At 45.9% G+C, this 26,063-nt stretch carries 23 protein-coding genes; all 23 read left to right on the forward strand.

Annotated features, from left to right (window positions below; translation table 11 throughout):
- Positions 1–64 precede the first annotated feature (64 nt).
- The 23 genes from NFR57_RS02245 (at position 65) to NFR57_RS02360 (ending at position 26,008) form a co-directional block, all read left to right on the forward strand.
- The gene (locus tag NFR57_RS02245; protein WP_251182209.1) at positions 65–385 is read left to right on the forward strand and encodes a phage holin; all 321 of its coding nucleotides are present in this window, start codon (positions 65–67) and stop codon (positions 383–385) included.
- Between the two features lie 242 nt (positions 386–627).
- Complete coding sequence (locus NFR57_RS02250) at positions 628–3,687, forward strand: response regulator (protein ID WP_251182210.1); 3,060 nt, start codon at positions 628–630, stop codon at positions 3,685–3,687.
- Positions 3,684–5,753 carry a bifunctional diguanylate cyclase/phosphohydrolase gene (locus tag NFR57_RS02255; RefSeq protein WP_251182211.1) on the forward strand — a complete coding sequence of 690 codons (2,070 nt, stop codon included), beginning with the start codon at positions 3,684–3,686 and terminating at the stop codon, positions 5,751–5,753. The genes NFR57_RS02250 and NFR57_RS02255 overlap by 4 nt, the downstream gene beginning before the upstream one ends.
- A 33-nt stretch (positions 5,754–5,786) precedes the next feature.
- Positions 5,787–6,140, forward strand: coding sequence for an Hpt domain-containing protein (locus NFR57_RS02260; protein WP_251182212.1), 354 nt, complete (start codon positions 5,787–5,789; stop codon positions 6,138–6,140).
- Positions 6,141–6,255: 115 nt separating this feature from the next.
- Positions 6,256–6,486: a hypothetical protein gene (locus NFR57_RS02265; RefSeq protein WP_251182213.1), complete on the forward strand. Its 231-nt coding sequence runs from the start codon at positions 6,256–6,258 to the stop codon at positions 6,484–6,486.
- Positions 6,487–6,551: 65 nt separating this feature from the next.
- A complete protein-coding gene (gene mscL / locus NFR57_RS02270) occupies positions 6,552–7,172 on the forward strand; it encodes a large conductance mechanosensitive channel protein MscL (RefSeq protein WP_251182214.1) in 621 nt (206 codons plus the stop codon).
- A 447-nt stretch (positions 7,173–7,619) separates the two neighbouring features.
- Entirely contained in the window at positions 7,620–8,870 is a 1,251-nt protein-coding gene (locus NFR57_RS02275) for a DegT/DnrJ/EryC1/StrS family aminotransferase (protein WP_251182215.1), read from the forward strand.
- Entirely contained in the window at positions 8,870–10,594 is a 1,725-nt protein-coding gene (locus NFR57_RS08760) for a sugar transferase (RefSeq protein ID WP_338022260.1), read from the forward strand. Before NFR57_RS02275 ends, NFR57_RS08760 begins: the two co-directional genes overlap by 1 nt.
- Positions 10,584–11,255 carry an HAD family hydrolase gene (locus NFR57_RS02290; protein ID WP_251182216.1) on the forward strand — a complete coding sequence of 224 codons (672 nt, stop codon included), beginning with the start codon at positions 10,584–10,586 and terminating at the stop codon, positions 11,253–11,255. Before NFR57_RS08760 ends, NFR57_RS02290 begins: the two co-directional genes overlap by 11 nt.
- A gap of 30 nt (positions 11,256–11,285) precedes the next feature.
- Complete coding sequence (locus NFR57_RS02295) at positions 11,286–12,503, forward strand: glycosyltransferase family 4 protein (RefSeq protein ID WP_251182217.1); 1,218 nt, start codon at positions 11,286–11,288, stop codon at positions 12,501–12,503.
- Entirely contained in the window at positions 12,484–13,470 is a 987-nt protein-coding gene (locus NFR57_RS02300; protein WP_251182218.1) for a glycosyltransferase, read from the forward strand. Before NFR57_RS02295 ends, NFR57_RS02300 begins: the two co-directional genes overlap by 20 nt.
- A gap of 4 nt (positions 13,471–13,474) precedes the next feature.
- Complete coding sequence (locus NFR57_RS02305; protein WP_251182219.1) at positions 13,475–14,518, forward strand: polysaccharide biosynthesis protein; 1,044 nt, start codon at positions 13,475–13,477, stop codon at positions 14,516–14,518.
- 8 nt (positions 14,519–14,526) lie between these two features.
- Positions 14,527–15,729, forward strand: coding sequence for a polysaccharide biosynthesis C-terminal domain-containing protein (locus NFR57_RS02310; RefSeq protein WP_251182220.1), 1,203 nt, complete (start codon positions 14,527–14,529; stop codon positions 15,727–15,729).
- A gap of 2 nt (positions 15,730–15,731) precedes the next feature.
- On the forward strand, positions 15,732–16,913 hold the full coding sequence (gene wecB / locus NFR57_RS02315; protein WP_251182221.1) for a non-hydrolyzing UDP-N-acetylglucosamine 2-epimerase: 1,182 nt from the start codon (positions 15,732–15,734) through the stop codon (positions 16,911–16,913).
- Between the two features lie 98 nt (positions 16,914–17,011).
- Positions 17,012–17,941, forward strand: coding sequence for a LicD family protein (locus NFR57_RS02320; RefSeq protein ID WP_251182222.1), 930 nt, complete (start codon positions 17,012–17,014; stop codon positions 17,939–17,941).
- On the forward strand, positions 17,938–18,645 hold the full coding sequence (locus NFR57_RS02325) for an IspD/TarI family cytidylyltransferase (protein ID WP_251182223.1): 708 nt from the start codon (positions 17,938–17,940) through the stop codon (positions 18,643–18,645). The genes NFR57_RS02320 and NFR57_RS02325 overlap by 4 nt, the downstream gene beginning before the upstream one ends.
- Complete coding sequence (locus NFR57_RS02330; protein ID WP_251182224.1) at positions 18,632–19,654, forward strand: galactitol-1-phosphate 5-dehydrogenase; 1,023 nt, start codon at positions 18,632–18,634, stop codon at positions 19,652–19,654. Before NFR57_RS02325 ends, NFR57_RS02330 begins: the two co-directional genes overlap by 14 nt.
- Entirely contained in the window at positions 19,651–20,331 is a 681-nt protein-coding gene (locus tag NFR57_RS02335; protein ID WP_251182225.1) for a ribulose-phosphate 3-epimerase, read from the forward strand. The genes NFR57_RS02330 and NFR57_RS02335 overlap by 4 nt, the downstream gene beginning before the upstream one ends.
- Complete coding sequence (locus NFR57_RS02340; RefSeq protein ID WP_251182226.1) at positions 20,328–21,332, forward strand: glycosyltransferase family 2 protein; 1,005 nt, start codon at positions 20,328–20,330, stop codon at positions 21,330–21,332. Before NFR57_RS02335 ends, NFR57_RS02340 begins: the two co-directional genes overlap by 4 nt.
- 72 nt (positions 21,333–21,404) lie before the next feature.
- A complete protein-coding gene (locus NFR57_RS02345; protein ID WP_251182227.1) occupies positions 21,405–22,610 on the forward strand; it encodes an O-antigen ligase family protein in 1,206 nt (401 codons plus the stop codon).
- Positions 22,611–22,617: 7 nt separating this feature from the next.
- Entirely contained in the window at positions 22,618–23,358 is a 741-nt protein-coding gene (locus NFR57_RS02350) for a glycosyltransferase family 32 protein (protein WP_251182228.1), read from the forward strand.
- A gap of 76 nt (positions 23,359–23,434) precedes the next feature.
- Positions 23,435–24,313, forward strand: coding sequence for a glycosyltransferase family A protein (locus NFR57_RS02355; RefSeq protein ID WP_251182229.1), 879 nt, complete (start codon positions 23,435–23,437; stop codon positions 24,311–24,313).
- 171 nt (positions 24,314–24,484) lie between these two features.
- The gene (locus NFR57_RS02360) at positions 24,485–26,008 is read left to right on the forward strand and encodes a lipopolysaccharide biosynthesis protein (RefSeq protein WP_251182230.1); all 1,524 of its coding nucleotides are present in this window, start codon (positions 24,485–24,487) and stop codon (positions 26,006–26,008) included.
- Positions 26,009–26,063 lie beyond the last annotated feature (55 nt).

Raw genomic sequence — 26,063 nt, forward strand, 5'->3', positions numbered from 1 at the left:
ATCCGCGGGCGCGGCAAGCGATACCGCGCAACAGCGCGCGGCGCAAATAAAGGAGGAATTGCGGTTGAATATAAAAGACAGAATAAAAAGCAAAAGTTTTTGGGCGGGGCTTATCGGGTCGGTGTTCCTGATATTGAGCGCGTTCGGCGTGGACGTGGGCGACCAAACGGCAAGCGCGGTAATCAACGCCGTGTGCTCGCTGCTTGTGGTGCTGGGCATAGTCGCGTCGCCCGTAGCGGACGGCGCGCAGCTCGGCGACTCGAACGACCGGACGACGTGCGGCATGACTTTAACCGACTTGACGGGCGATCGCGAGATCGCACCGATTATCGGCGACTGTGCGGAAAGCGACGGCGATAACGAATGTGACGGCAAAAGCGAGTAAAGCGACGGTCGAGCGCAATATCGAGGCGGGAAGGACGAAAAACGTTCTTCCCGTTTTTGCGTGCAAAAAAACGTCGGGGGAGAGTTTTGCGGACGGAAAAGATAATATTTTGCCGAGGTTGAGCGAAATATGCCCTTGCAGCCCTTGATCGTTGCGAAAAGTTGTGATATAATAGCTACGGTACGCCGTTTTGCACATACAAATATATTACGGCAAGCGGCAAAGGTTAAGGAGTTTTTGTAATGAATCACAGAAAGCTGCGGGACGGAATTATAATTGCGGTGTGTGCTGTCGCCGTTGTAATAACGGCGGTGCTGTATGCTATCTTTGCCTCGCATCATATTTTCAAGGAGAGTAAAGAACACCTTACGGAAATTTACGAACAAATCAATTCGTCGATGTCGCAGACGATTGAAAGCAACCGCAAACTTCTAAACGGGTGGAATCAGTACATAGACAACTCCGTAAATATAATAAACGGCAGTTCTGCGGGTTACGACGACGCCGACCGCGCCGCGCGCCGCGAGGAGTTCGGCAGTTTTATGAAACAGCAAAAGCAACTCTGGGGCTTTACCGATTTTTATTTTATCGGCAACGAACACACGGCGGAAACCGCAGGCGAGGACGAGTTTAACAACGTCGTAGAGGTCAAACGCATTGACGGCGAGCCTATAAATATTCGCACGCGTCGCAAAATTCAAAATCTTATCGCCGCCGACGAGGGCGGAGTAGTCGGCAATATCGAGGATGGCGACGAAGGCTCGCAGTTCATGATGTTTGCGATGTCGCTCAAATCGGACGACAGCGAATACAAAAACATAATAGACGGATTCGAGTATTATGCGATTGGCATAAGTTACAGTTCCCAAGACATGAGCAACGCTCTCGCCATTAACGTGTTCAAAAATCAGGGCGTTTGCTATGTCGTTCTTCCCGACGGCAACGTGCTGTTGCAGTCCAATCTCGAACGCGATTTGCGCGATAACTATTTGGAGTTTTTGCGCGGAAGCAACATTACTATTTCCGACAAAAACGTATCGCAGATTGAGCAAGACTGGAAAGACCAAAAGTCGGATACTATGCTGATTACCGTCGGCGACGTGGAATATTACCTCACGTACATGCCCGTCGGGTTCGGCGGCTGGATGTTTATCGGCGCAGTGCCGAGTTCGGTTGTCAACAGTAGTATGGACTGGTTCCGCACCGTCACCATAATGGTAATGGCGGTCATATTCGTAATACTCGCGGCTGTCGTCTTATGGCTGTACATAACGACGAGCCGTAGGCGATACAAGGAAAAGGCGCTCGAAGTCAAGTCGCGCGAGGGGCTGTTGGATATGCTCACCGAAAACACTCGCGATATGTTTATAGTGTTCTCGCCGGAGGATTTTAAGGCGGAATACGTAAGCGCAAACGTCGAAAAACTGCTCGGGCTCAATCTCGACGAAGTGCGCGCCGACTTCCGCAAAATGCTGGACGCGGCGGTGGAAAAATATAGACCGTTCACAACAGAAGGGCTTAAAAAACTGGAAGACGGCGGTGTATGGGAACGCGATATTTGCATGCGCAACATAAACAGCGAGGACGAGCAAATATGGTTCCACATGTCGCTGTATCGTTCCAAGATCAACGGCAAGGACAGAATAGTTACCATGTTCTCCGACCGCACCAAGGAGCGGCAAATGTACGACAGGCTCGATCAGTTGCTCACGATTGCCAAAAACGCAAACGCGGCAAAGAGCAACTTCCTGTCCAATATGTCGCACGATATTCGCACGCCTATGAATGCGATTATAGGCTACGCGACATTGCTTGCAAAGGACGCGGACAACGGCGAAAAGGTGCGCGAGTACACTCGGAAGATAACCTATTCGGGACAGCACCTGTTAAGCCTTATAAACGATATTCTCGATATGAGCAAGATAGAAAGCGGCAAAACGTCGCTCAATAAAGAGGAGTTCCGTTTGCCCGAATTTATCGAAGAACTTTATTCCATGATAATCGCGCAGACCAACGCCAAAAATCAGACGCTGGACGTTCATACCAAGGGAAATATCCCCGAAATCGTCATGGGCGACAAACTGCGGCTCAATCAAATAATGCTCAATATCCTGTCCAACGCGGTCAAGTACACGCCGGAAGGCGGACAAATCGCGCTCAAAGTGGAAACAATGAAGCAGACCGTGCACAACCATGCGCACTTGCGTTTCACCGTTGCGGATAACGGCATAGGCATGAGCGAGGAATATGTAAAAACCATATTCGAGCCGTTTAGCCGCGAAACCACAGACAAGACCAAGAGCATACAGGGCACGGGTCTGGGCATGGCTATAACCAAGAACATAGTCGATCTAATGGGCGGCGTCATAACCGTGGACAGCGAACCGGGCAAGGGCACTACGTTCACCGTCGAGCTGGAACTGGAAATCGCCGAGAGCGTGCCCGAGGACGCAGATTTCTGGGTGCACCACAACGTTACGCGCGTTCTGGTCGTGGACGACGAAGAAGACGTCTGTATGGACATCAAGGAACTTATGGCTGGCACGGGCGTGGACGTAGAGTATGCGATAACGGGTCAGGACGCCATAAAAGCCGTCGAAAAAGCGACAAACGATAAAAAGGATTTTCACATCGTGCTTTTGGACTGGAAAATGCCGAGCATGGACGGCGTGGAAACGGCGCGCAGAATACGCGAAAAAGTGGGGCGCGACCTGCCTATCATGGTGCTCACGTCGTACAGCTTCGACGACATCGAGGCGGAAGCGCGCGCGGCGGGCATAGACCTTTTCATGTCCAAACCGTTCTTCGTGTCCAACTTCAAACGCGCGGTCATGGAAATTCGCAGCGACGGCGCGGCGGCGGAAGTCAATCCCGAACCCGAAAACATGTCGCTCAAAGGTCTTAAAGTGCTCGCGGCGGAGGACAACGAAATCAACGCCGAAATTCTTACCGAACTTTTGGATATAGAAGAAGTTTCGTGCGACATTGCGAGCAACGGACAGGAAGCTGTGGATAAGTTCACCGCATCCAAGGTCGGGCAGTACGACATAATATTCATGGACATACAAATGCCCGTGATGAACGGTTACGAAGCGGCGCGCGCAATCCGTGCGAGCAAGCACAAGCGCGCCAAGACCATACCTATTATAGCAATGACGGCAAACGCGTTCGACGACGACGTAAAAGCCGCAATCGATTCGGGCATGAACGCGCATCTTGCAAAGCCTATCGATATGGATAAACTCAAACAGCTTGTAATAAAAATACTCGACGAAACAAAGAGTTCAAAAGGTGCAAAATGAAAATTCACGGCGGCGCGAAGTACGCGAACGACAAAAAGAAAATTCTGATAGTTGACGACTCCGAACTCAACCGTTCGTTGCTGTCGGATATGCTGGCGGGCGAATTCGACATTATGGAAGCGGAAAACGGCATGGATGCCGTTGTCATGTTACAGGAGCACGAGCTGGAAATTTCGCTCATGCTGCTCGATATAGTCATGCCGCAAATGGACGGGTTCGAAGTGCTTGCCATGATGAACAAAAAGGGCTGGATAAAAAATATCCCCGTCATCATGATTTCCGCGGAAACAAGTTCGTCGTACATAGACCGAGCTTACGACCTCGGCGCGGTAGATTACATCAGCCGTCCGTTCGACGAGCGCACCGTCAAGCACCGCGTAACAAGCAACTACATGCTGTCGGTCAAACAGCGCGAAATGGCGGAAATGCTGTCAACGCAGGTGTACGAGCACGAGCGCGACAACAGGCTTATGGTCGAAATTCTGTCGCACATTGTCGAGTTCCGCAACGGCGAAAGCGGCTTGCACATTTTGCACGTAAGCACGTTTACGGAAATGATATTAAAGCACCTGCTTACCATTACCGATAAATACCCGCTCACGCCAGCCGAAATAAAAACTATATGCAACGCCTCGGCATTGCACGATATAGGCAAAATGTCCGTGCCCGAAGCCATACTCAATAAGCCCGGGCGGCTCACTCGCGAAGAGTTTGAAATAATGAAAAATCACGCCGCGGACGGCGAAAAACTGTTAAAAGATTTGCCGTATCGCCGCAACGAAATGCTGATAAAAATCAGTTGCGAAATTTGCCGTTGGCATCACGAGCGGTACGACGGAAGCGGCTATCCCGACGGCTTGAAAGGCGACGACATACCCATTTCGGCGCAGGTCGTCGCGCTCGCGGACGTGTACGACGCGCTCACGAGCAAACGCGTATATAAGGACAGCTTCACTCATGAAAAGGCTGTGCAAATGATTCAGAACGGCGAGTGCGGCGCGTTCAACCCGCTCTTATTAAAATGCCTCGACGACATAAAAGATAAGCTCGAAAAGGAATTGCACGAGGTTTCGCCCGAGCATAAAATGGAACAGAGCTTGCAAGTCAACGTCGAGCAAATGCTCAAATCGTCGGGGTCGGACTTGTCCGACAGAACGATACGCCTGTTGGAGCACGAGCGTATGAAGTACAGATTCTACGCCCAGCTCTCGCACGAAGTGCTGTTCGAGTATTTTTCGTCGCCGGAGATGATAAAGTTGTCGGAGTGGAGCGCGGAATATTTGGGCTTGCCCGAAAAGATAATCAACCCGCGCGAAAGCGATTTCGGCACTCGCGTGTTTTCCAAAGTCGATTTCAACAGGCTCATGACGCGCATGGCGGAAACCACGCCCGAAAACCCGATAGTAGAGGAAAAATATTTGCTCAATATCCGCGGTCAAAACAAGTGGAATAAGGTCATTGTCCAAACGCTGTGGAGCGACGACGAAAACCCCAAGTTCGACGGCGCGCTCGGCAAACTCGTGGACGTGAACAACGAAACGGAGGAAATGCAACAGCTCGAACAGCTTGCCGACCACGACGCGCTCACGGGTCTGCTGAACCACCAAGCCGCCAAGCGCAAAATATCCAAACTGCTGTCCGACGCGGGCGATAAAAAATACGCGCTGTTGTTTTTCGACCTCGACAATCTGAAAGTCGCCAACGACGTGCACGGACATTTGTTCGGCGACACGCTGTTAAAAACGATAGCCGACAGAATGAAAAACAACACCCGTGCGTCCGACGTGTGCGCGCGCATGGGCGGCGACGAATATATAATTTTCATGCAGTACAACGGCGATCCCGAACCGCAGGTCAAGCGTATTTTCAACTGCCTTACAAAACCGCTTGACGGGTTTGATGTTAGCATAAGCATGGGCATCGCGCTCGCCGAGCATTTTTGCGGCGATTACGACGCGCTGTTCCACATGGCGGACCAGGCGGCTTACGCCGTCAAGTACAGCGGCAAAAATTCGTACAAGTATTACAATCAACTCGTAGGCGTATCCGACAAAACAGAAGCGTAAGCGGGCAAAAATAAAAATTAAAGGAAGTAAATTATGGACGTAAAGCAATGTTACGAAAAAATGGGCGGCGATTACGACGACGTTATGAGCCGCTTGCGCACCGACGAGAGGATCAAAAAGTTTTTGTTAAAGGTCGCGGAGGACAAGAGCTTCGACAACCTTTGCGAAAATCTTAAAACTCGCAATATCGAGGAGGCGTTTCGCGCCGCGCATACGTTAAAAGGCGTGGGGTTAAATTTGTCGCTTACGCGATTGCACAAGTCGGCGAGCGCAATGACGGAAGCGTTGCGCGGCAAAACGGAATACTCCGCCGACTTCGAGCCGTTGTTCGACAAGGTCAAAGAGGACTACGAACTGACCGTGTCGTGCATACGCGAGGTAGAATAACCATAGCGATAAATGCGTGTAAAAAACTTTACATTTTGTAATCTGCGTGATATAATAAAAAACACGTTTAAACAGCTTGCAATTTTTCGGTTTAACTAAACGGGAGAACGGGATTATGTCCAGAAAAAGCGATTTGGAAAAGGCAATCAAAGAGAGCGAAAACGAGATCGACCTTTTGGAGCAAAAGCGCATACGATCGATGTCCGCTTTTATAGAAGCGCTTGTCAACCACGATACGCCCAGTCCGGAAGACGTGGAATATTTTAAAACGTTTTCGGGTCTAATCGACCTCGAACGCGAAAACTTGCGCAGACTCAACGAAGAATTGGATAAGATAAAAAAATAACGGCGCGCGACGAAAATACGCACCGTAAAAAATCGTGCAATATAAATACATAAAAGGATAAGATTATGAAAAAGTTTTTCGGCGAATTTAAAAAGTTCATAACCCGCGGAAACGTGATCGACCTTGCCGTCGGCATGATAATCGGCGCGGCGTTCACGGCGATAGTCAACGCGCTTGTCAACAGCATATTCAAGCCGCTCATCAACACAATCCCCATGGGCGACCTCAACGGACTTATAACCATGCTCGTGCCCAAAGACGCCAACGGCGTGCAAGTGGCGTTCGGGTCGGCGGCAATCGACATGACCAAGTCGGTGTATATCGACTGGGGCGCGTTCATCATGGCGGTAATAAACTTCATACTCACGGCGTTTATCTTGTTCCTGATAATCAAAGCGATAAACTCTTTCCGCGACGGTGCGGAAAAATTCAAGGGCGTGGAAATAAGCAAGGAGCTCAAAGCCGAGCTTAAAGCGCAGGGCATGAACCGCAAGCAAATGCAAGAATACGTCAAAGCACAACAGGCGGAGGCGGCGGCAAAAGCGGCGGCGGAAGCCGAGGCAAACAAGCCCGAAACGACCGAACAAATCCTCAACGACATAAGAGAATTGCTTAAATCCCTCCAACCCGCGCAAGCGGCGGCAATCCAAAAATCCGTCGATAAAGCAACGGCAGACAAACAGTAATCAACCAATTATAAAGAGCCACGCAAAAATACGGTTGCGCGGCTCTTTTTGTAATAACAACGGCAAAAAGCGGACGAAACAAAATTCATGTGCGCATGTTTTTGTCAATGTCGCCGCAAGATAGCGGAAAAGCCGCCGAATAGTGTTATAAGCTAACTAAAAATGCGAATTTTCACGGTTTTTGCGTTATTCCCTTGCAATTCTGCTAACAATATAGTAAAATGAGATTTGTAAGTGTGCGCCGTTTTCGCGGCGAACGCCGAAGGTCGAAGCGCGCTTTGCGCTCACTGCGAAATCCGAACAAATGCACGTAGGAAAAATTCTCGGCAGTAGTGCGGACGGATATAACCCGATCGATCTGAATTTATAATATAATTCGGATTGGCGAAGCACGCTTTAAAATCCGTAACGTAGATTAGACCTCAATAAATTAGGCAATAGATAAATATGGCATTTACGCAGAAAAACAAATTTACACCGTTTAAGAATAAAGTTTGGCTATCGTCGCCGACAATGCACGGCGAGGAATTAAGCTGGATTACCGACGCATATCATAAAAACTGGATGAGTACCGTCGGGGAAAACATCAACGAAGTCGAGCGCGTCGTCGCCGATAAAATCGGCGTAAAATGTGCCGTCGGCTTGTCTGCGGGCACGTCGGCGTTGCACCTAGCAATGAAACTTGCGGGCATTAAGCGCGGCGACAAAGTGTTCTGTTCGGACATGACGTTCTCGGCAACTGTCAATCCCGTCGTATACGAAGGCGGCGTGCCCGTGTTTATCGATACCGAACGCGACACGTGGAACATGGATCCCGTCGTGCTCGAAAAAGCGTTTGAGCTTTATCCCGAAGTCAAACATATAGTGTTGGTCAACCTTTACGGCACCCCCGCTAAATTGGACGAAATACGCGCCGTCGCGGACAGGCACGGCGCAACGATAATCGAGGACGCCGCCGAGTCTATGGGCGCGACGTACAAAGGCAAGCAAACGGGCGCGTTCGGCGATATTGCCGTAATAAGTTTCAACGGCAACAAGATAATAACGGGTTCGTCGGGCGGCATGCTGCTTACAAACGACATAGCGCAGGCGAACAAAGCGCGCAAGTGGTCCACGCAAAGCCGCGAGGACGCGCCGTGGTATCAGCACGAGGAAGTAGGCTACAACTACCGAATGAGCAACGTTATTGCGGGTGTGGTCAGAGGTCAGCTTCCGCACTTGGAACAGCACATCGCGCAAAAGCGCGCTATCTATGAACGGTACAAAAACGGGTTTAAAGGCTTGCCCGTAAGCATGAATCCTTACGACGAAATAAATTCCGTACCTAACTTTTGGCTGTCGTGCATTATAATCGACGCAGATGCAATGTGCAAGCAGGTGCGCGGCGAGCGAGACGTTTGTTACATAAGCGAAAAGGGCAAATCGTGTCCGACCGAAATACTTGAAACTTTGGCAAAATGCAACGCCGAGGGCAGACCTATATGGAAGCCCATGCACATGCAACCCATATTCAGAATGAACGGGTTTGTAACGCGCGACGGCGACGGCAGAGGCACAACCAATGCATATATCGCAGGCGGCGTCGAGGACGTCGGCGTTGACATTTTCAACCGCGGTCTGTGCCTGCCGAGCGACAATAAAATGACCGAACAGGAACAGGACAGGATTATCGAAATAGTGCGAGCGTGCTTCGAGTAATGAAAGAGTTTTGGCATACGCTAACCGCCGAGTGGTGGGGAATAACGTTGCTGTGCGTCGTATGCGCGGCAGTGTGGGTAATTCTGTCTGCCGTGTTGTACAGGCAGTTCTTTAAACGCTTTTACGACATAGTGTTAAGCGCGATTGCCGTCGCCGTGTTCTCGCCGCTGTTGTTGCTGTTGACGGTAATCGGCGCGATAGCAATGAAAGGCAATCCGTTCTTTGCGCAAAAACGCCCGGGGCGGCGCAAAAAATTGAGCAAAAAGCAGTGCGAAAAGTGCGGCGTACCTTACGGAACATACGGCGAGGAAAGAATAATCAAGCTGTTGAAATTCCGCACAATGACCAATGCCAAAGACAAGGACGGCAATTTACTGCCCGACGAAAAGAGGCTCAACGGCTACGGCAAATTTTTGCGAAGTACGTCGCTCGACGAAATCCCGTCGCTGTTAAATATCTTGATAGGCAGTCTGTCTATTGTAGGTCCGCGTCCGCTGTTGGTAAAATATCTGCCGTTGTACAGCGCGGAACAACGTCGCCGTCACAACGTGCGTCCGGGGCTTACGGGGCTTGCGCAGGTCAACGGTCGCAACGCCATTACGTGGGAACAGAAGTTTGAATACGATATAAAGTACGTTGATAATATTTCGCTGTGGCGCGACGTGGCAATTATATTCAAGACGGTGGGAAAAGTGTTTAAGCGCAGCGGTATCAGCCAGGACGGACAGGCGACAATGGAATTTTTTACGGGCAATAAAAAGTACAACGTCCTCGTGTTAAGCGCGGGGCGGCGCGTGGAGCTTGTCAACTGTTTCAAAGCCGCGCGCGACAGATTAAAGTTGCACGGCAGTGTGTATGCCGCGGATATTTCGGAAACCGCGCCCGCGCTTCGGTTTGCCGACGGCAAGTTCATAATCCCGCATATAGGCGCGGACGGGTATATCGACGAAATAATAAGAGTGTGCAATGCCGCAGACATTGCCTTGATTGTGCCCACAATCGATACGGAGCTTGTTACGCTCGCCGAAAACAAGCAGCGGATAGAAAACGAAACAAACGCGCGCGTTTTGGTGTCCGATAAAGCGAGCGTGGAAGTTTGTTGCGACAAGATAAAAACCGCGGCGTATTTCGAGGCGCACGGCTTCGGCTATCCCAAAGTTATCGACGAAAAAGCGATAGCTAAAAAAGAATACGAATTTCCGCTGTTCATAAAGCCGACGGACGGCAGTTCGAGCATAAATGCGTTCAAGGTAAAAAATCAAAAAGAGCTTGACTTCTTTAAAGAATATATACAAAACCCTATCGTACAGGAGTGTGTGCAGGGTACGGAGTATACCGCGGACTGCTTTTCCGATTTGGAAGGGAATGTTATTACCGTCGTGCCGAGAATAAGATTGCAAACGCGCGGCGGCGAGATACTTAAAGGCAAAATCGACAAGAACAGACAGATTATCGACGACGTCAAAAAACTGGTGCAGTCGTTCGGGTTTATAGGACAAACGACGGTGCAGTTTTTTGTTACGGACGGCGGCGAAATAAAGTATATAGAAATCAACCCGCGCTTCGGCGGCGGCGCGCCCATGAGCATGGCGGTCGGCGCGGACAGTTGCGAAAACCTGTATAAATTGCTCCGCGGCGATAGACTTGAATACAACGAAGACTATCAAGACGGGGTCGTGTTCGCACGGTTCGACGGAAGCGTCAGGGTGAGCGATGCCGATTAAAGCGGTTGTTTTCGACCTTGACGACACGCTCTATCCCGAAAAGGATTACGTCATGTCGGGTTTTTCGGCGGTTGCCGAATATGCGCAAGCCGCGTTGAAAATAGAGCGCGCAAAATCGGAGCTTGTAAAATTATTCGAGAATAGCAGAGCGGGCGTGTTCGATAGATTTGCAAAAGCGCACGGGTTTGACGAAGAAACGGCAAAGCGATTGACGGAGCTGTACCGCGAGCATATGCCGAAATTGCGCCTGTCGGACGAAGTAAAACAAACGCTTGTAAAACTGCGCGACGTCGGGTATAAGTTGGGAATAATCACCGACGGCAGACCGCAAGGACAGCGCAACAAAATCACCGCGCTGGGCTTAACCGAATTGACCGACGAAATAATAATTACGGACGAGCTGGGCGGAGCGGAGTTCCGCAAGCCCCATCCCAAAGCGTTCGAGCTGATGTGCGAACGTCTGAATATCACTCCCGAACAAATGCTGTACGTCGGCGACAACCCGCAAAAAGACTTTGCTATAAAACAGCGCCTGCCCGTGCTGACCGCGCGTGCGGAAGTAGATAACAACGGACTGTATGCGGATAGCGAATATCTATACGGCATACGACCCGATTACGAAATACGTTCGGTCGGCGAACTCGATAAATTATTGAAGTGAATTTAGATTATGAACATACTTTTTTTGACAATGTTTAATTTTAAGTCGTTTTCCGACAGCGGCATATACGAGGATTTGGCGCGTGAGTTTGTAAACAATCGGCATAACGTTTATGTTGTCGCGCCGACGGAAAAGCGCAACAATGCCGACACCGCGGTGACAGAATGTGGCGACAATTATGCGTTGCTTCGCGTTAAAACGGGCAACTTGCAAAAGACCGGTTTTATCAAAAAAGGTATTGCTACCGTTCGCGTGTCCGCACAATTCAAAAAAGCTATTAAAAAGCATTTCCGCGGAATTAAGTTCGACGTAATATTGTACTCGACGCCGCCAATTACGCTGTACGACGCAATAAAGTATTTTAAAAATCGCGACAACGCCAAGACGTATTTATTGCTGAAAGATATATTCCCGCAAAACGCAGTCGATTTGGGCGTGTTGACCAAAAGCGGATTAAAGGGCGTAATATATAAATATTTCAGAGGCAAAGAGAAAAAGCTGTACGCTGTTTCGGATCGTATCGGTTGTATGAGCGAAGCCAACAAGGCATATATAATCGAGCACAATTCGGGTATAGACGTCGGTAAAATTTCGGTAGTGTCTAACAGTATAGAGCCTCGCAACGTGGACTTGACTGCGGACGAAAAAATCGAAATGCGCAATAAGTACGGAATACCGCAGGACAAAAGAATTTTTGTATACGGCGGCAACTTGGGCAGACCGCAGGATATTCCGTTCATTATAGAATGTTTAAAATCGTTAAAAGACAACAAGCAGGCTTATTTCGTTGTTGTGGGCGACGGTACGGAGTACGGCAAACTTCAAAACTTTGCGGAAACGGAAAAACCGACAAACCTTAAACTTTTAAAAAGATTGCCTCGCGACGACTTTGACAGAATGATCGCGGCGTGCGACGTGGGCTTGATATTCCTCGACCGTCGCTTTACTATACCCAACTATCCGTCGCGGTTGCTTTCGTATATGCAAGCGTGTATTCCCGTATTGGCTTGTACCGACAGCAATACCGACGTCGGCAACGACATAGTAAACGACGGATACGGTTGGTGGTGCGAAAGTTCAGACCCTAAAGCGTTTGCTGCATTGACGGAAAAAATCTGTTCTATGAGCGGCGCGCAATTATCGGAAACGGGCGAAACCGCAAAGCGTGTGTTGTACGACAAATTCACCGTAAAAACATCTGTGCAAAAAATAACGGAAGATTTAGAGCATGAAAATACTGGTTTATGATGTTGCCGCGTCGAGCGGCGGCGCGCTTACTATATTGAAAAACGTATACGAATACGCCAAGAACAGCGAGTTCGAGTGGCTTTTCGTATTGTCGGTTGCCGATTTGCGGGAGACCGACAATATAAAAGTTTTAAAGTTCCCCGAGGTCAAACAGAGTTGGCGCAACAGATTGAATTTCGATAAAACCCAAGCGTTAAAATTGATAGAGGAGTACAAGCCCGATACGGTGCTCAATCTGCAAAATGTCGCACTTAAATGCTCTTGCGAGCAAGTTTTGTATCTGCACCAGCCATTACCGTTTTGTAAACACAAGTTCCGTGTATGGCAGGGAGGGGGGCGCTACTGGATCTACCAAAATGTTATAGGGCGGATGATAAAAAAAGGATTGAAACGAGCGGACAAAATTATCGTTCAATCCGCATGGATGAAAGATGCCGTCCAAAGGTGCGGTGTCGCCGTGGATAAAATTACGGTAATGCCCCCGAACATAATTTTACCGCGCGACGCCTTATATACGGACAGCGGTGAGAATGTATTTTTTTATCCCGCGAGTTCCACATTATACAAGAATCACGAAGTAATAGTCAAAGCGTGCGAACAGCTTAATAAAAACGGCGTTACCGATTATACCGTCGTTTTTACGCTTAACGGAAACGAAAGCAAGCGCATTTCAAAATTGTACGGCGTTTGCAAAAATAAAAATCTTAACATAAATTGGATTGGAACGCTCGATTATGCAGAAGTTATCGGTATGTACGAAAAGAGCGTTCTGCTGTTCCCGAGTTATGTGGAAACTTTTGGATTGCCGTTGAAAGAGGCAAGGACGGTCGGCGCGCCGATTTTGGCGGCGGACATGCCGTTCTCTCGCGAAATTTTAGACGGGTACGACAAAGTCAAATATTTTGGATACAAGGACCATAAACTTTTGAGCAAGTTGATGAGCGATTGTATTTTAAAAAGGAAATAGAATTATGGGCTTATTCACAGGAAAAACTCTTATGATAACGGGCGGAACCGGTAGTTTCGGTAACGCTGTACTCAATCGGTTTTTAAAGACCGACATAGGCGAAATTCGCATATTTTCGCGCGACGAAAAAAAGCAAGACGATATGCGCCACGAATTTCAGGCAAAGATGCCGGAAGCCGCCGAAAAAATTAAATTCTATATCGGCGACGTGCGCGATATTCAGTCCGTTAAAAACGCAATTCACGGTGTCGATTATATTTTCCACGCGGCGGCGCTTAAACAAGTTCCGTCGTGCGAGTTTTTTCCTATAGAGGCTGTAAAGACCAACGTGCTCGGCACGGAAAACGTGTTGACAGCGGCTATTGACGAGGGTGTAAAAACGGTTATTTGTCTTTCTACAGATAAAGCCGCATATCCCGTCAACGCTATGGGCACAAGTAAAGCCATGATGGAAAAAGTGATTGTCGCAAAATCGCGTACTTCGGCAAAAACAAAAATATGCTGTACGCGTTACGGCAACGTCATGTGTTCGCGCGGAAGCGTTATACCGTTATGGATTGATCAAATACGCAATAAACAGCCTATTACGCTTACCGAACCGTCAATGACGCGGTTTATAATGTCGCTCGAAGAAGCGGTTGACCTTGTGTTGTTTGCGTTCGAGCACGGCGAAAGCGGGGATATACTTGTGCAAAAGGCCCCCGCATGCACTATACAGGTTCAAGCGGAAGCGGTGTGCGAATTGTTTGGCGGCGACAAAAATGATATAAAAATAATCGGAATACGTCACGGCGAAAAGATTTACGAAACGTTATTGACTAACGAGGAGTGCGCTAACGCGATTGATATGGGCAACTTCTACCGCGTGCCTTGCGATAAGCGCGGTCTTAATTACGATAAATATTTCAAGCACGGCGATACCGAACGCAACACTCTGTCCGAATTCAATTCGCACAATACAAAACTTTTGAATATCGAGCAAGTAAAAGAGAAACTTTTGGAATTGCAGTATATCCGCGAAGAACTTGAAATTACGGAGCGCAAATAACCGCCGTTATGAAAATACTTGTTACGGGCGCAAACGGATTTATAGGCAAAAACCTTGTCGCGGCGTTGAATAATATTCGTTGCGGCAACGACAAAACGCGCGCTGTTTCGATTGCCGAAGTATATTCGTTCGATACGGACACTCCGCCCGAAAAACTGGTTGAATACTGTTCGCAAGCGGACTTTGTATATAATCTTGCGGGGGTAAACCGCCCGCAAAACGCGGAGGAGTTTGCACTCGGAAATTTCGGGTTTGCGTCGAAACTGCTCGACTGTTTACGTAGTTGCGACAATGCTTGCCCCGTTATGCTGTCCTCGTCTGTACAGGCGTCGTTAAGCGGTCGTTTCGAAAACAGCGAGTACGGAAAGAGCAAACGCGACGGCGAAAAATTGTTTTTCGATTATGCCGCTTCGGTCGGCGCAAAGGTTTATATATACCGTTTTCCCAACGTTTTCGGCAAGTGGTGCAGACCCAATTACAACAGCGCGGTCGCTACTTTTTGTCATAATATCGCCAATGATTTACCGATACGGGTCAATGATAAAAACACCCGTCTCGAACTTGTGTATATAGACGACGTTGTCGATTCTCTTATCGGACTGCTGTGCGATAAAGCCTGTTATTGCGATTATGACGGACTTAATGTTCTGCCCGATAACAACGGCAAGTATTGTTATGTTCCCGTCACGCATACGGCAACACTGGGCGAAATCGTCGATTTGCTGGACGTTTTCGCAACCCAGCCCGCTACTTTGACAATGCCTAAAATAGCTGACGGATCGTTTGCCAAAAAGCTGTATTCGACATACCTTTCGTACTTGCCCAAAAGCAAAGTAAAGTTTGCGCCCAAGACAAACGCGGACGCGCGCGGCAGTTTTACGGAACTAATAAAAACCGCAGACTGCGGACAGTTTTCGGTAAACGTTTCCAACCCGAGCATAACAAAAGGCGAGCATTGGCACAACAGCAAGTGGGAGTTTTTTATCGTGGTGTCGGGACGCGCTCTCATACAGGAACGGAAGATAGGCACGGACGAGGTGTGGGAGTTTGAGGTGAGCGGCGAAAAAATTGAGATTGTTCACATGCTCCCCGGATTCACTCACAACATAATCAATCTGTCAGATACCGAAAACCTGGTAACGCTGATGTGGGCGAACGAACGTTTTGACCCGACGCATCCAGACACGTATTATGAAAAGGTGGAACAGTAATAATGGAAAAAAATACAGATTACGGCAGTATCGAATTTAAGAATAACGGCAAGCTGAAATTGCTTATTATCGTCGGCACACGACCGGAAATCATACGCCTTTCGGAAGTCATAAAAAAATGCCGAAAGTATTTCGATTGCATATTGGCGCACACGGGTCAGAATTACGATTACAATTTAAACGGCATATTTTTTAAGGATCTTAATCTTGCCGAACCCGAAGTTTATATGAACGCCGTGGGCGACGACCTCGGCGCTACCATAGGCAATATTATCGATTGCAGTTATAAGCTGATGAACAAGATACAGCCCGACGCACTGCTTATTCTCGGCGATACAAACAGTTGTCTTTCGGCTATACCCGCAAAGCGTTTGCATATTCCCATATTCCACATGGAGGCGGGCAACCGCTGTAAAGACGAGTGCTTGCCGGAAGAAACAAACCGCCGCATAGTCGATATTATATCAGACGTTAATATGGCGTATAGCGAGCACGCAAGAAAATATCTTGCCGAGTGCGGTTTGCCCAAAGAGCGCACTTTCGTTACGGGATCGCCCATGGCGGAAGTTTTGCGCGCCAACTTAACCGCAATCGAAAAGTCGGACATACTGAAAAGACTAAATCTTACGCCGCACAAGTACATCTTGCTGTCCGCGCACCGCGAGGAGAATATAGACACGGAAAAGAACTTCCTGTCGCTGTTCACCGCTATTAACGGATTGGCGGAAAAGTACGATATGCCTATTTTGTATTCGTGCCATCCGCGCAGTAAAAAACGTTTGGAACAGAGCGGATTCAAACTCGACGACAGAGTTATAAAGCATGAGCCGTTGGGATTTCACGACTATAACAATCTTCAAATGAATGCTTTTGCCGTTGTGTCTGATAGCGGAACGTTGCCCGAAGAAAGTTCGTTCTTCCTGTCAGTCGGCAAACCAATTTCCGCCGTGTGCATAAGGACAAGCACCGAGCGCCCCGAGGCTCTTGACAAAGCGTGTTTCGTCCTTGCGGGAATTGACGGCAATTCGCTTTTGCAAGCGGTGGACGCCGCCGTAAGCATGACCGAAAACGGCGAGCGGGGTATACCCGTTCCCGATTATACGGACGAGAACGTATCTGTAAAAGTAGTCAAACTCATCCAGTCTTATACGAACACGGTTAATAAATTCGTGTGGAGAAAATAACCCGCCGATAATAATCGGTAATGTTATTTTACCACGGCTTGCGCATACTGATAGCGTGTAACAGTTTAACAATACAGGTCGAAAAAAGAGGAAACAATATGAAATTCAAATCTGCCAAAAGCGTCCTATCAAAATATACCGAATATAAACTCGACGACGAAAAAATCGAGCAGTTGCATAGGGTGTTGTTGCACATGCTCAAAGATTTTAAGGCGTGTTGCGAAAAATACGGGTTTATGTATATGCTGGGCGGCGGAACGTGTTTGGGCGCAGTGCGGCACAAGGGTTTTATTCCTTGGGACGACGACGTGGATATAATGATGCCGCGCGAAGATTTTGAAAAAATCGGACAGGCAATGAAGGAGTGTTACGGCGATAAGTATTCCGTTACCGATCCGCGCGAGTGCCATTTGCTCAATATATTGTTAAACGGTACTGTGTACGAAGAAATCTGGAACGGCGATCCCAGTCGTCGTATGTCGATATTTTTGGACGTATATCCCATAGATAATATGCCAAAGGGAAAACGCAGGCTACGTTCCGCGCGCTTCTATTGGGCAAAGCATGCGCACGCATTTATTTTGGAATATAAATACCCGTCCGAATATGTTAAAAAAATAGAGCAGACCGACAAGGAAGTTAAATCATACTACAAAAAAAGACGGTTTTTGGGTCGGCTGTTTAACTTTTTCGGCGGATACAATCATTACAATAAAGTGGTATATAAGTTGGCGCGGTACAAAAAGAAAACGGGGTATTTGGGTATTCCGTGTGCTATAGCGTACAATCGAGAAAAGTTCCGCGCGGAAGTATTGACAGATTCCGTTGACGCGGAGTTCTGCGGCGAAAACTTTAAAATTCCCAAGTTTTACGACGAATATCTGACAAATCTTTACGGAAGCGATTATATGACCCCGCCTCCGCCCGAAAAACGGGAAATCCATGTGTCCGCAAGAGTGGAATTCGGCAAGTACGCAGATCTAAACGAACACGGCGAATTCGAATTCGCGGACGGTGAAAACAAATGAACTACGCCATTATATTGTCGGGCGGCGTCGGAAACAGATTCGGCGCGGATATTCCCAAACAATACCTGGACGCATGCGGAAAACCAATTATACGGTATACGTTGGAACGTTTTTTTTCTGCATCGTGCATAGACAAAATTGTCGTCGTCGCAAGCGCGACGTGGCACGAGTTTATAGGCGAAATAATTTCGACATTGCCGCAAAAGCCTTTTGACTTTGCGGACGCGGGCGCATCGCGGCAAGGTTCTATATTCAACGGGTTAAAAAAATGCGTGGAAAGCGGCATTGAGGACGGCGACAGAGTAATAATTCACGACGCGGTGCGCCCGTTGGTTAGCGGCGCGCTTATAAATAAATGTATGGATGCGCTTGACGAAAATGATGCGGTTATGCCCGTTTTGCACGTCAACGATACGGTGTACGTAAGCGACGACGGAACGCACGTGAGCGGACTTCTCGACCGCGACAAACTGTATGCGGGGCAAGCGCCCGAGGCGTTTAAACTGAAAAAATATTATGAATTGAATAACGCGCTTACCGCTGATGCGCTGGACTCGATACGCGGGTCGAGCGAGCTCGCTTTCAAAAACGGGTTAGCAATTAAACTTATCGACGGAGATTTGCGCAACTTTAAAATTACAACGGTTGCGGATTTGGAACGGTTTAAGCAGATTTTGGAACAAGGAAATTATGAAAGCATATAACTTATACGGAGTAAACGATTTAAGATACGAAAACGTGCAAATGCCCGAACTGCCGAGCGGTTGGGCGCTTGTTAAAGTGGGCGCGTGCGGGATATGCAGTTCCGACATACCCAGAATTTACAAGAACGGAACGTACCATTTCCCTACGGTAGTCGGTCACGAATTTTCGGGCGTGGTGGAAAAAACGGCAAACGCCGCTGATTCACATTGGGTGGGTAAGCGTGTTGCTGTTTTTCCGCTTATCCCTTGCAAAAAGTGCGAGCAGTGCAAAAACAAGCATTACGAAATGTGTTCCGATTACAACTACTTGGGTTCGCGCTGTGACGGCGGGTTTTCGGAATATGTCGCTGTGCCCGTGTGGAATCTCATCGAACTGGGCGACAGTATAAGTTACGAAGAGGGCGCATTGTTCGAGCCTTTGGCTGTGGCTTTGCATTGCGTAAATCAAGCGCAGTTGCGCGGCGGCGAAACTGTCGCCGTTATAGGCAGCGGCGCGATTGCTTTTGCGGTCGGGCAGTGGGCTAAAATTAAGGGCGCGGCACAAGTAAGCATTGTTGCGCGCAGTAAGAATAAGGAGTTTATAGCGGAGCGCACGGGTTTGGAGTTTGTGACAGGCGAGAATATAGAGGGCAAGTTTTATGACGTGGTTGTCGAAGCTGTCGGAACGCAAGAGTCTTTGATTTCAGCAATCGAGCACGCGCGCGCAGGCGGAAAAATAGTCGCAATGGGCAACCCTGCCGGCGATATGAATTTACCGCAAGCCGTTTATTGGAAAATTTTGCGAAAACAACTTACCGTAATAGGCACGTGGAATTCGTTTTACGACGGCGCAAATATGTCGGACTGGATAGAGGTGCGCGACGCTTTAATAAATAAAACGATTGACGCAAAAAGTTTAATCACGCATTATTTCAATAAAGACAACGTGGTTGACGGACTGGAACTTATGAAAAACCATAAGGCGCCGTACTGCAAGGTTATGACGGTGTGGGAGGACAAAACAAAATGATAAGTTCGGGCGCGGGCGCAATTTCCGCTTCGATGATGTGTTCAAATCTCGTAGATTTGAGCGAAGCTATAAGCATTTTCGAGCGGAATAAAATCGAATACTTGCATATAGACGTAATGGACGGCGACTTTGTACCGAATTACGGCTTGGGTGTGGACTATATCCGCGGTCTGCGCGAGCTGACTAAAATCCCGCTCGATATTCATTTAATGGTCAATAACCCCGAATATAAGCTCGGGTATTTGGATTTAAAAAATACCGATATAGTATCTATACATTACGAAAGCACAAGACAACTTCAACGGGCGATTGACAACACAAAAAAATACGGGTGTAAATGCTTTTTGGCAATAAACCCCTCGACCCCGATAAGCGTATTGGAAGAAGTGCTCGATTATATCGACGGCATAAATATGTTAATGGTCAATCCCGGGTTTGCGGGACAAAAAATAGTGCCCAGCACAATCAAAAAAATAGACAAGCTCGCGGCGTTTTTGGAAGAAAACGGAAAGCCGAATATTAAGATTGAAGTGGACGGCAATATAACATTCGATTATGCGCGACTGTTAAAAGCCAAAGGCGCGTCGATATTCGTCGCGGGTACGTCGAGCATATTTAACGGAAACGTAAAAAATTACGAAGCTAACATCAAAAATTTCAGGAGTGCGATAGCATGAGCGAAATAGATATAAGCGTGGTTATACCCGTATACAATGTGGAGAAATATTTGCCCAAATGTTTGGATAGTGTGTGCGCCCAAGCCGATTGCGTAAAGGAAATTATACTCATAAACGACGGAAGTACCGACGGCAGTTTGGATATTTGCAAGCGGTATGCGGAAAAGGACTCGCGAATAAAAATTATCGAGCAGGAAAATAAAGGTTTGTCCGCAACCGTTCGCGTCGGCGTGCGTGCCGCAACATGCGATTATGTCGGATTTGTTGACAGCGACGATTATATCGAACCCGATATGTATCAAATACTGTCGGAAGAACTTGTCAACGCTCAAGCCCAGATAGCATGGTGCGAATATAATCGGGTCAATGAAGCGGGGAAAAATCTTGATATTGAATTGACCGAATCGGGGGAAGTAGAAGCGTTTGAAAAACGTGACGGGAAGTTCCCTATACCCGTATATCCGTTGCCGTTTGTGTCCGGATTATCCATATCGGGATCGCGTTGTAATAAGCTGATAAAAAAAGACTTGTTAATAAATAATATTTCTTTTGAAGATTTCGGTATAAGTTTCGGAGAAGATTTGGCGCTGATTGCGCCTGTAATGTTTACCGCCGACAAAATCGTGTACGTAAGGCAGTATTTGTATCATTATCTCCAACGCGACACGTCGATAGTTCACGTGTATAAACGCAGTTGCTTTGACGATTATATAAAGATAATAGATATTATTGATCGCGCGCGCAATAAGTACGATTATCAGTTCGATAAGTTTGACGAATTTAAAATACGCACGTTGTATTCGAACTGCCTGACTAAAATAAGAATATCTAATCTTGATTATGAGGGAAGAAAGCGAGAATTAAAATTCATAGGAAGCAACACCGAAGTGCGAGCGTTGCTTAAAAGAACTAAAATAAAGGGAGATAAACGGTTCGGATTGCTTTTATGGTTGTTAAAGCATAATATGTACGGTTTGCTCGCGCGATTGATCAATAAGTAAAGATTATAACTGCAATTTTTGCAGTGAGTGAATACAATGTTAAATACAGCAGCAATTAAAAATAATTATTTCATGCAATACAGTCAAACGAAAAAGCGAAAGCACAGCAAGTCGTTTGTTTGTTTAAACGTGCTTAATATATATTTGTTTGCGGTTTTCGCCTTGCGGATTGAAGCGATAGAAATTATATATAAATATATAATTATGGCGATGCTTATAGCTTTACTGTTTTTTTTAATACTTAATCAATTATTTTCGATCAAGTATATGTCATACAAAGGCGTTTTGCTGTTGTCATTTATTTTTTTCGGAACGTTGTCGTATCTGTATAATTTTTATGGCTTGGAACGTTTAATCGGACTTATCGATATACTGTTGATGCTAATGCTTTTCAATAAATATCCGCTTTATCGACACGAGAGGCGGGTGGCATGCAATTTGTTTAACGTTACAGCAATCATCGTTTTGTTATTCTGCGGGATTTTTAATTATTATGGCATTATTTCTACAAATACAAATACGTTGGGTTTATTGGCTGCTATGATTATATGCGTTAATTTAATCGCAATAAAACGCAGGCGCAGTTTTTTCTCGTTAATTTTGGTTGCAGTCAGTTTGCTTTTGTTGTTGTTTGTATATCAATCGAGAAATGCTTTATTAGGCGTAATAATGTTTGTTGTATTAAGTATACTTTTACGCGCGAAAAATAAAACGTTTTCGCCTAAAACGGTATTTATAACTGTTATAATATTAGTTGCAGGCGCTATAATCTTTACTTATATTTACTCTGTCGTTTTATTTCCAAAAATAGGACGCGGTAAAATAATAATATTTGGAAAAGATATATTCAGCGGACGACAGGGAATATGGCTGTTTGCTTACGATTTATTAAAAGGACGTTTGATATGGGGAGTAGGCGACAATATTGTTGCCGAAGTAGAGAGATTGGGCTTGGCAAGCGTGTTTACGGAAATGCACAATCAGCCGTTGGGTATAATTGTCGGCTTCGGTCTTATGGTTTTTATTTTATTTTATTTGGCATTTGCCGCAATATTGAATTCTTATTATAATGGTAACAAACGTTATAACAGAATCCCTGCTGTGTTTATGTTCGTAATTATGACTATAAGTTATTTCGAAGTTTATTTTTTTTCAACGTATACATGGATACCAATTATTATAGCGTTTGCGTTGATTTGCAGTTTGAATAAACGCGATAAAGTGTCTGTCGGATCGGGTTATGCTAAAAACTTTATTAACAAAGGAGTAATCAAATAAGTTTCGTATGGCAATAAAAACGTTGCATTATTGCTGGTTCGGCGGAAACCCGTTGCCGGAAAGCGCCGTCAAATACATGAAGTCGTGGCAAAAGTTCTGTCCCGATTTCGCTATTAAGCGTTGGGACGAAACCAACTTCGACGTAAATTCCGTGGCTTTCGTAAGAGAAGCGTATGCGGCAAAAAAGTATGCGTTTGTTTCCGATTATGTGCGCACTTATGCGCTTTATATGGAGGGCGGACTGTATGTCGATACGGACGTCGAATTTGTCAAATCGATAGACGATTTATTGAACACATCGTTCATGGGGTTTGAAAATCCGCATATTGTAAACCCCGGTCTTATTTTATACGCAAATTCTCCCCAACAGGAAATTTACGGCAAGATTTTACAGTATTACGATAAAATGCATTATGACGACAGAGTAAATAGCAGTATTTCGTCGCCTAACATTTATACTAAAATTTTGGGGGATTACGGACTGAATAAGAGTAATGAGTTGCAAACGGTTGGAGAAATCACTGTTTATCCGACTGAATATTTCCAACCTCTCGGCGACAAGCGTTTCGGTATTAAAAAGAAAATAACGGACAACACTCGGACAATTCATCATTACGACGCGAGCTGGTTAGATAGACGAGAAAAACAATTGTATTTACTCAAAATGAAACACGGTAATTTTTGCGGCAAACTAATATTTGTTTTCAAACATCCAATATACTCATTAAAAAGACAAATAAAAAAATAATAAAAACAACGGCAAAAATATCGAAAAATATATTTGTAAAATATGCAAATCCAAAACGCAGAACAAGGAAAATATTATGTTCGTAACCGTTTTTACGCCCACATATAATCGAGCGCATTTGTTGGAACGGCTTTATAATTCGTTGCTTGCTCAAACCGATTATAACTTCGAGTGGCTTATCGTTGACGACGGAAGCACAGACAATACTGTCGAAATATTAGAAAAAATATCGGCAAATAGCAACCCGTTCGAAATTAGGTATATTAAACAGCAAAACGGCGGGAAACACCGCGCTATAAATAGGGCCGTGCCGCTCGCTAAAGGCGATTTGTTTTTTATAGTAGACTCGGATGATTATCTTTTGCCTGATGCGGTGGAAAAACTGTGTAAATGGAGTACTTCTTTGGATGGCAAAAAGAAATATGCGGGAATTTCCGGGTTGCGTGGGCACGAAGACGGAAGTGTAATAGGGGGAAGCGGTCAAGCGGAAGCGGAATATATCGACGCAAAGAATACGGACAGAAAAGAATGTAATCTGTTAGGCGATAAAGCCGAGGCGTATTTTACGGATATATTGCGTAAATATCCGTTTCCGGAATTTGACGGAGAGAATTTCATTACGGAAGAAGTTGTATGGAATGCGATAGCTGCCGACGGGTATTATATTCGATGGTATAATACTGTAATTTATATTTGCGAATATTTGGAAGGCGGCTTGACACAATCGGGAAATAAAAAGAATATCGATAATCCGCAAGGTTTACTATATTGGGCAAAGCAACAGTTGTCCGTTTATTCCGATCGTGTTGTTCGGCTTAAAACTATCTATACTTATTATACTGCCGTGCGCGACAGCAAAAGTGTAAGGGAAACCGCAAAAGAGTTGGGCGTGTCTGTTTTTACGGTAAGACTGTCATGTTTATTGGCTAAAATAAAGAGAGCGTTCCGAAAATAATTCAAAAATATGGATAAGCAACGCAGTATAAAAAATATATCGGTATCTATTGCGTTTAGAATATTGATTCTAATCGGCAATATTTTGGTGCGTAGATATTTAATTCGTTATATCGGAAACGATGTAAACGGATTAAATGCGCTTTTTTTAAGTATAATAGGATTTCTATCGGTGGCTGAATTGGGAATAGGCACAGCCATAACGTTCTGCATGTATAAGCCGATAGTCGAGGGTAATAACGATAAAGTTTCGGCGTTATACTGTTTATTTAAAAAGATATATTTAATAATAGGCGCGATAATAGCAGTAAGCGGTTGCGCTATATTGCCGTTGTTACCGTATTTTGCCAAAAATTATCAAGCTATTGACGTAAATCTATATTTAACGTTTGCGTTGATGTTGTTCTCGGTTGTGTTGACATATGCTTTCAGTGCAAAAATATCGCTGGTAAATGCTTATAAAAATAATTATATTACAACCACAATCAATTCGGGCGGGTTGTTATTGCAGTATGTTTTGCAAATAGTTTTGTTGATACTGACAAGCTCATTTGTGTGGTATTTGGTATGCCGCAGTGTAGCTGTGATTTTTCAATGGACGATTACGGAAATTATTACTCGTAAAAAATATAAGGCGATCATAATAAATAAACAAAAGATTGATCAAGAAACAAAAGCCGAAGTAGTCAAAAATGTCAAAGCAATGTTTATGCATAAAATCGGCAACGTGCTTGTGAATACGGCTGACAGCATAATCATATCATCGTTTATCGGCGTTGCGATTTTAGGCAAATATTCCAATTACACTACGATTATGGCGGCTATGACGGGTACTATCGTTTTGTTCTTTACACCTCTAACGTCTATCATAGGACATTTGTTTATAGAAGAAAACGCCGATGCTTCAAATAGGTATTGTAACTTTTTTTATGTATTTAATTATATTATAGGTTGTGTGTTTTTCCTCGGATATTATTCGGTGATTGATAACCTTATAACATTATTTTTCGGCGGGGAATTGCTACTGCGAAAATCCGTATCGTTCGTTATTACATTGAATTACTTTGTTCAGTTTATGAAGTCTACGGTAGGACTGTTTAGAGATGCGAGCGGCACTTTCTATTATGACCGTTGGAAACCGATAGTTGAAGGAATTATAAATATTGGATTATCGATAGGCTTTGTTTATTTATTTAAATATTTATGGGGCGACGATTTTGCTGTCGTCGGAGTAATCGTTGCGACCATAATAACAAATCTCTTGATTTGTCACGTCGTGGAACCGCATGTGCTATATAAATACGCGTTCAAAAAAAGCCCTAAAAATTACTATATCCGCAATTATATGTGTATAGTGATATTCGCGGGCGCGCTTACCGCGCTTCATTTTTCACTGTTAAATATAAACAACACATGGGGCGAACTGTTTGCCAACGGCGCAATATCGCTCGCATTTTCATTCGGTATAGCGGCGGCGGTCGTTGCGCTCAATAAGGATTTTCGGCATTATATTCACAATATTACGTCAAAATTATTCGGGCGTAAACGCCATAATCAACAACAGGAAGTCGCCGAAACAACCGCAGAAACCGAAACCGTCGAAGCGTCCGAACCGTTTGCACAATCCTCGGTGCAAGAGCCTGTCGCACCGACTGTTACGGATAACGATAAACCGGAACCTACAATTCCCGAATAAAGTTTTACTTATATCGTAAAGCTGTGTATTTTCAATAGTTAAGTACGCGACATAA

This window comes from Anaerocaecibacter muris, assembly GCF_943192945.1.
GTDB classification, from domain to species: domain Bacteria; phylum Bacillota; class Clostridia; order Christensenellales; family Pumilibacteraceae; genus Anaerocaecibacter; species Anaerocaecibacter muris.